The 6,399-nt window shown below is 47.0% G+C and carries 6 protein-coding genes; 4 read left to right on the top strand and 2 right to left on the bottom strand.

The window, feature by feature from the left end:
- Positions 1 to 178 precede the first annotated feature (178 nt).
- The 4 genes from JGK07_RS19890 (at position 179) to JGK07_RS19875 (ending at position 3,449) form a co-directional block, all read left to right on the top strand.
- Positions 179 to 433: a hypothetical protein gene (locus JGK07_RS19890; protein ID WP_293225925.1), complete on the top strand. Its 255-nt coding sequence runs from the start codon at positions 179 to 181 to the stop codon at positions 431 to 433.
- 41 nt (positions 434 to 474) lie between these two features.
- Positions 475 to 1,656: an MltA domain-containing protein gene (locus tag JGK07_RS19885; protein WP_293225927.1), complete on the top strand. Its 1,182-nt coding sequence runs from the start codon at positions 475 to 477 to the stop codon at positions 1,654 to 1,656.
- Between the two features lie 228 nt (positions 1,657 to 1,884).
- The gene (locus JGK07_RS19880) at positions 1,885 to 2,400 is read left to right on the top strand and encodes a hypothetical protein (protein ID WP_293198623.1); all 516 of its coding nucleotides are present in this window, start codon (positions 1,885 to 1,887) and stop codon (positions 2,398 to 2,400) included.
- A 146-nt stretch (positions 2,401 to 2,546) separates the two neighbouring features.
- The gene (locus JGK07_RS19875) at positions 2,547 to 3,449 is read left to right on the top strand and encodes an ROK family protein (protein ID WP_293185771.1); all 903 of its coding nucleotides are present in this window, start codon (positions 2,547 to 2,549) and stop codon (positions 3,447 to 3,449) included.
- Positions 3,450 to 3,570: 121 nt separating this feature from the next.
- Here JGK07_RS19875 and JGK07_RS19870 read toward each other — a convergent pair whose 3' ends face one another.
- On the bottom strand, positions 3,571 to 3,996 hold the full coding sequence (locus tag JGK07_RS19870; protein ID WP_293185772.1) for a hypothetical protein: 426 nt from the start codon (positions 3,994 to 3,996) through the stop codon (positions 3,571 to 3,573).
- Between the two features lie 503 nt (positions 3,997 to 4,499).
- The gene (locus JGK07_RS19865; protein WP_293193604.1) at positions 4,500 to 6,158 is read right to left on the bottom strand and encodes a CTP synthase; all 1,659 of its coding nucleotides are present in this window, start codon (positions 6,156 to 6,158) and stop codon (positions 4,500 to 4,502) included.
- Positions 6,159 to 6,399: the final 241 nt, after the last annotated feature.

Raw genomic sequence — 6,399 nt, 5'->3', positions numbered from 1 at the left:
AATGGGATAGAGAGCTGCGTAGTTCAGCCAAGGCGGGTCAATCCGCTCGAAGTGAAAGCGAAAGGGGAGGGACTGGAAGCCTCCCATGTCATGTAATAGGTGACTATACTTTTACCAGCTATCAGGTAAAATGTGAAATCGTTCCAAAAGCTTAAAATCAAAAATCTAAAATACACATATGGCTAGAACACCCAGCGAATATTCCGTGCACCTGCTGCTTGATGGCGGCCACCGCGAAGAAATCCGTTTTTCAACTCTGGCAGATTTTCAACAGTGGTATAAAACCCTGGTTCCCAAACAAGATTCGTCAGAATTTGTCAATGTCCCGATCAAAAATATTCAAGGCGAATACATGGTAGTTCGCCCTTCCAGTATTCTCGCAATTCGCGTAGAACCGCTGTTTAGTTCTAGTCTCGAACGATACGATGAATAATCGACTAGGAAAGTTATCAATTGATTAGGGAAATTTAGAAGTTGAGCAAGATTTTTCGTTATCAGCTATTGGCGATCGCCTGTTGTGTTTTAGCGATCGCATTTTCTGTTCCCGCGATCGCAATTCCGGCGCTGCAACAAATTAGTGTAAGTCAATTACAACCGAGTGAGGTGGAGTCGATCGCCTTTGACGCTCAAATCTGGGGCGAAAATGGCAAGCCGGGGGATAAACAATTGCTGTTAAAGTCGATCGACTACAGCCTCGGTTATCTTAACTCCCAAGCTGCTGCTAGTGCTTACAGTCGCTATCGAGTCTCAGGTATTACGCGCGATCGAGTTCGGCGATCGCTCGATCGATTCCGCCAATTAGTTGTCAGTTCTACAACTCCAACACAACTCCAGGAATCTGTCAAGCGGGAGTTTGTGTTTTATAAGTCGATCGGCAAAGACAACAAAGGAACAGTAGCATTTACAGGTTATTTCGAGCCGACTTACCAAGCCTCTCGCACCCCTAATTCCGAATACCGTTATCCCCTGTACAAGGCACCGCCAAACCTCGGTTCTTGGCGCAAACCTCACCCAACTAGATTGGAATTGGAAGGTGCGGATGCTTTGCAGGGAAGCAAAGGATTGTTGCGGGGATTGGAATTAGTCTGGTTGCGCGATCGCTTCCAAGCATTTCTCGTCCACGTCCAAGGTTCGGCGAAGTTGCAGTTAGCAGACGGCGGCGTGATGACAGTGGGTTTCGCGGGGAAAACCAGTCAGAGTTATACAGGTGTCGGGCGAGAATTAGTTAAGGACGGCAAGTTTACTTTAGAACAGCTAACATTGCCGAAACTCAACGAATATTTTAGCAAGTTTCCGGCAGATATGGACAAGTATTTGCCGAAGAATCAAAGCTTTGTCTTCTTTCAGGATACTAAAGGTGCACCTGCTACCGGCAGCATTGGAGTGCCCGTAACTGCCGAAAGGTCGATCGCCACTGATAAAGTGTTAATGCCTCCCGGCGCCCTAGCATTAATTAGCACGAAACTGCCCTATCCCAATGCGGCGGGGAAACTCGAACAAAATGCCGTTAATCGGTTTGTTTTGGATCAAGATACGGGCGGTGCAATTAAAGGCGCGGGGAGAGTTGACGTATTTATGGGCACGGGGAACCTGGCGGGCGATCGGGCGGGTTATATCAACTCGACTGGAGAACTGTATTATCCGCTATTAAAGTAGAAAGCGAGTGGCCAGAAACCGGGTTTTTACGAAAAATATTCGCCATCATCGATAGATTAGGAAAAAACCCGGTTTCTTTGATTTTCACGAGTGGCCAGAAACCGGGTTTTTACGAAAAATATTCGCCATCATCGATAGATCAGGAAAAAACCCGGTTTCTTTGATTTTCATGAGTACCCAGCAAACCAGACTAAAATAGAAACAACCCCACCCATCCCAACCCGAAAAATGCTAAACAAAATTTGGCAATTCCTCAAACAACTAATCCAGCGCCTATTGGGAACCACACCCCCACCTGCGCCGCCGCCACCCCGCCCCACCCTAACTGACGCGGAATACGAGTCGAAATTCATGGAAATCCTGGAAGGGGTGAATGTCGGCTGGAGTCGAGGGGATGTAGCGGGTTTCTTAATCGCCAAACGCCTGAGAGATAGTGAATTGGCGGCTTGGTTGCGACGGTTTGGGACTGGATTGTTTGAGGGCGAATATGATGACACAGCCCCTACAGATGCGGTGGCTTCGCTTCAGGAATTGGCGCGCAGGCTGGAATTGTTGGGTAGAATTCGCAGCGGGGAATTGTCGGAGGTGGCGGGGGATATTGGGCGGGAGATTTTGACGCGATTTCCGCTGCCGGTGGTTGAGGATGATGCTGGTGGGTATGGGAATGTGATTGAGGCGGTGTTTGTTGGGGATGGTTTGGGTGTTTCTGGGGATGGGAATCGCAGGGATGCGGAGGGTGCGTAGGATTTATATAGCAGGCTAAGAATTTAATAGACTCAGAGCGATCGGCATGATATTCTTAGCAATTAAGCGCCGCATCCGTCGCTAATTTTCACACACTCAAATAAGACGAAAGAGGACTGAAGTCCTCACTACAAACTTAAATCGTAATGGCACAAGTAATCGGCATTGACTTAGGCGGCACCGCAATTAAACTCGGCAGATTTAGCGCAGACGGCGTTTGTCACCAATCCTTAACAGTCCCAACTCCTCAACCCGCTACTCCAGAAGCCGTTTTAGCCGCCATCGCAGATGCTATTTTACAACTGAATCCACAAGAAAATGCTGTATGTGCGATCGGCATTGGCACACCAGGCCCAGCAGACGCAGCAGGCAGAATAGCCCGAGTCGCAATCAACCTCAAAAACTGGCACAACGTCCCCCTAGCTGACTGGTTGGAAGCCAAAACCGGATTGCCGACAATATTAGCAAATGATGCCAATTGTGCCGGATTGGGAGAAGCTTGGTTAGGGGCAGGAAAGCACTTTAAAAACCTGATTTTACTGACATTAGGAACAGGAGTCGGCGGTGCAGTTATCCTAGATGGCAAACTATTTTCAGGCCATCTAGGTGCAGCCGGAGAATTAGGATTAATTTCGATTAATCCCGACGGCCCAGAGTGTAATAGTGGCAATCACGGTTCTTTAGAACAGTACATTTCCGTGCTAGCAATTCGTCGCGATACTGGCTTGGAACCGCTAGAATTAGCCAATTTAGCTAAGTCTGGAGATGCTAAAGCTTTAGAATTTTGGAGAAATTATGGTCGCTATCTCGGTATCGGCTTAGCAAGTCTAATTTATATTTTAACACCAGAAGCTATTATTATCGGTGGCGGAATTAGTGCAGGTGCCGAGTTTTTCTTGCCAGCAGTTCAAACGGAAATTGAGCGGCGCGTGCTGCCGAGTTCTCGGGAAGGTTTGCAGTTATTGGTTGCTGAATTGGGCAATCAAGCAGGTATGGTAGGCGCTGCAAAATTAGCTTGGCAAATCGCTCTTATGACAGTTGACAGTTGACAGTTGACAGTTGACAGTTAGTTGTAGGGGCAGTGCCCCCGTGCCTGCCCTCTTAGCTGACAGTTGACCAATGACTAATGACTAATGACTGATGACCAATGACTAACGACTAATAACTTCTTCATGGCAGAGAGTGCCCAGTTATATTTTTAATATATTCCTGAATTTTTAGATAAGTGTCCGAGTTGCCTTCGCGCATGATAATAATATTAGTAGCGCTGTCAGGCAGGTAAAAGCTGATTAAGCGACCGTTCTGTTCGCTAGCAAAAGAGCTAATTCGACTCAGATCGATCGCAAATTCTTTGCGCTCGTAATTAATTTTAATCCAGGAACCTTTAGAATTGCGATCGACCGTTTTTTTGATGTATTCGAGAATTTGCTTGTAAGCCTCATAATTCCCTTGGGGATTGAGAATAATCGGCAGACTGCTATTCGGCAGCCAAAATGTAATACGCTTGTTATCCGGTTCGCTAGAAAAAGCACTAATAGTGTCAAGGTCAATTATGTATGTATTTTTCTCATAAGTAATTTTGCTCCAGTAAGCCACAACACAAAACCTCCTCAAACCTGCGTTTCCTGGTATTTTAGGATAGTTTGACAACTCATACAATTTTAGATTTTAGATTTTAGATTTTAGATTTTAGAATTGGGAATGACAGATGACTATCGGGGTTTGGATCTTACCTACAGTTGCATTCTTTTGTAAAACTGGTATCACCCTGGAAATCTTAGCTAAAAAGTTAAGTAAAAATTATCAGCATTTTTACCTTCTGCCTTTTGCCTCCCGAAGGCTACACTGGCAGACAAGTCTGCCTTCAGCCTTAGGATATTAGCCGCCCAGCCCTATACGGCGGGCTGGGGGTAAGGTTTTTCAGTAGTTGAGAATGCTCCCCGATATCCTGTCTGGTAAATGCAACCCGAATCAAATCCTATTGTTGGGTTGGGCGGGTTTTCTACAGATATTGTCTGCCCGATTTGAATATTGCGTGCTCTGGCCCGCCCTACAGACATCCAATATATCAAAACTAATCGATCGCAGATAAGATGAGATCAGGCTCCTGCAAGTTTCCCTGCTACTAAGTCGCGGGCCTCAGCTTCTAAAACATCCTGCTTTCCCTGAGAGCTCGCTGCCTGGATAAACCCCTGAAACAAAGGGTGAGGGGAACTAGGCCTAGATTGGAATTCGGGGTGAAATTGACTGGCGATGAAAAAGGGATGGTTGGGCAATTCGATCATTTCTACGAGTCGGCCGTCGGGAGATGTGCCGGATACTACATAGCCTGATTCTAAGAAAAGATTGCGGTAGGCATTGTTGAACTCGTATCGGTGGCGATGCCGCTCGTAAATCACTTCTTTTTGATACAGTTTGAAAGCGAGGGTGTCCGGGTTTACACGGCACGGATACAAACCCAGTCGCATCGTACCGCCCAAATCGATTACATCTTGCTGTTCTGGCAATAAATTAATTACTGCATTTGCTGTATCCGGGTTGAATTCAGCGCTGTTGGCATCCTGTAGTTGGGCGGTGTTGCGCGCCCATTCGATCACAGCACACTGCATCCCCAAACACAATCCCAAAAATGGTATTTTATGGTGTTTGGCATATTGAATCGCAGCTATTTTGCCGTCAACTCCCCGAATCCCAAAACCTCCGGGCACAACAATGCCGTTGATATTTTGGAGATAGTTTTCGATGTTTCCCGATTCTAAATCTTCTGAGTTGATCCAGTGCAAATTTAGGTCGCAGCCGATCGAGATTGCCGCGTGCCGCAAAGCTTCCACCACCGAAAGATAAGCATCGTTCAACCGCACGTATTTGCCAACCAAAGCAATCTCAATCTTGTGGCTGGGGCTATACAGCCGTTTGACTAAGGTTTGCCACTGAGTCAAATCGGGTGGCCGCTGTTCGAGTTGCAGCAAATTGATGGTTTGTTCCGCCAAACCTTCCTGTTCCATCATCAGCGGTACTTCGTAGATACTTTTGGCATCTTGAGCTGTGATGACGCATTCTTCGGGTACGTTGCAGAATTCCGACAATTTTTGTTTGAGGCCCAGAGGTAAAGGTCGATCGCACCTACAGACTAAAATATCTGGTTGAATGCCTATAGACCGCAACTCCTTAACCGAGTGCTGAGTCGGTTTAGTCTTCATCTCTCCAGCCGACGGAATCCAAGGTATCAGCGTCACGTGCATATACACAACATTTTGCCGTCCGACAGCCTTGCGAAACTGGCGAATTGCTTCCAAAAACGGTAAAGATTCAATATCTCCCACGGTGCCGCCGATTTCCGTAATCACCACGTCAGGATTAGTATTTTTTGCTACCCGAAAAATACGCTCTTTAATCTCGTTAGTGATGTGGGGAATCACCTGCACCGTGCTCCCTTGATACTCGCCGCGGCGTTCTTTATTGATCACCGCTTGATAAATGGCACCCGTGGTGACACTGTTCAGGCGAGACATGGAAGTATCGGTAAAACGCTCGTAGTGCCCCAAATCCAGGTCAGTTTCCGCACCGTCTTCGGTGACGAATACTTCTCCGTGCTGAAACGGGCTGAGAGTACCAGGGTCAACGTTAATATAGGGGTCTAGCTTCAAAATCGAGACTGAGTAGTCCCTGGACTTCAATAGGCGACCGAGGGAAGAAGCGACAATTCCCTTGCCGATACTGGAAACCACGCCGCCGGTCACAAACACAAATTTGGTCATAGATTTTCGACTTTAGATCTTTCTAGTTAAGAAGGTAACACTCAAATCTAAGAGCTAAAATCCAAAATTGTCCAGCAGGGTTTGAGCCTTTCTCAACTACGGGTGCGGATACGACGAGTCGCCCATTAGCTGAATCGGGCGGTTGGCATGGGTTTGGAGTGCGATCGCCCATTTCCCAACTGTTGATTGTTCCTGAGTTCGCTGTTAGAGACCAAGGGCGAACCAGAAACCAAGGCTTCTT

The organism is Microcoleus sp. PH2017_24_DOB_U_A, from assembly GCF_020738205.1.
Taxonomy (GTDB): Bacteria; Cyanobacteriota; Cyanobacteriia; order Cyanobacteriales; family Microcoleaceae; genus Microcoleus.
The sequence above is the reverse complement of the archived record's forward strand: the minus strand, read 5'-3'. Positions and strand labels throughout refer to the sequence as shown.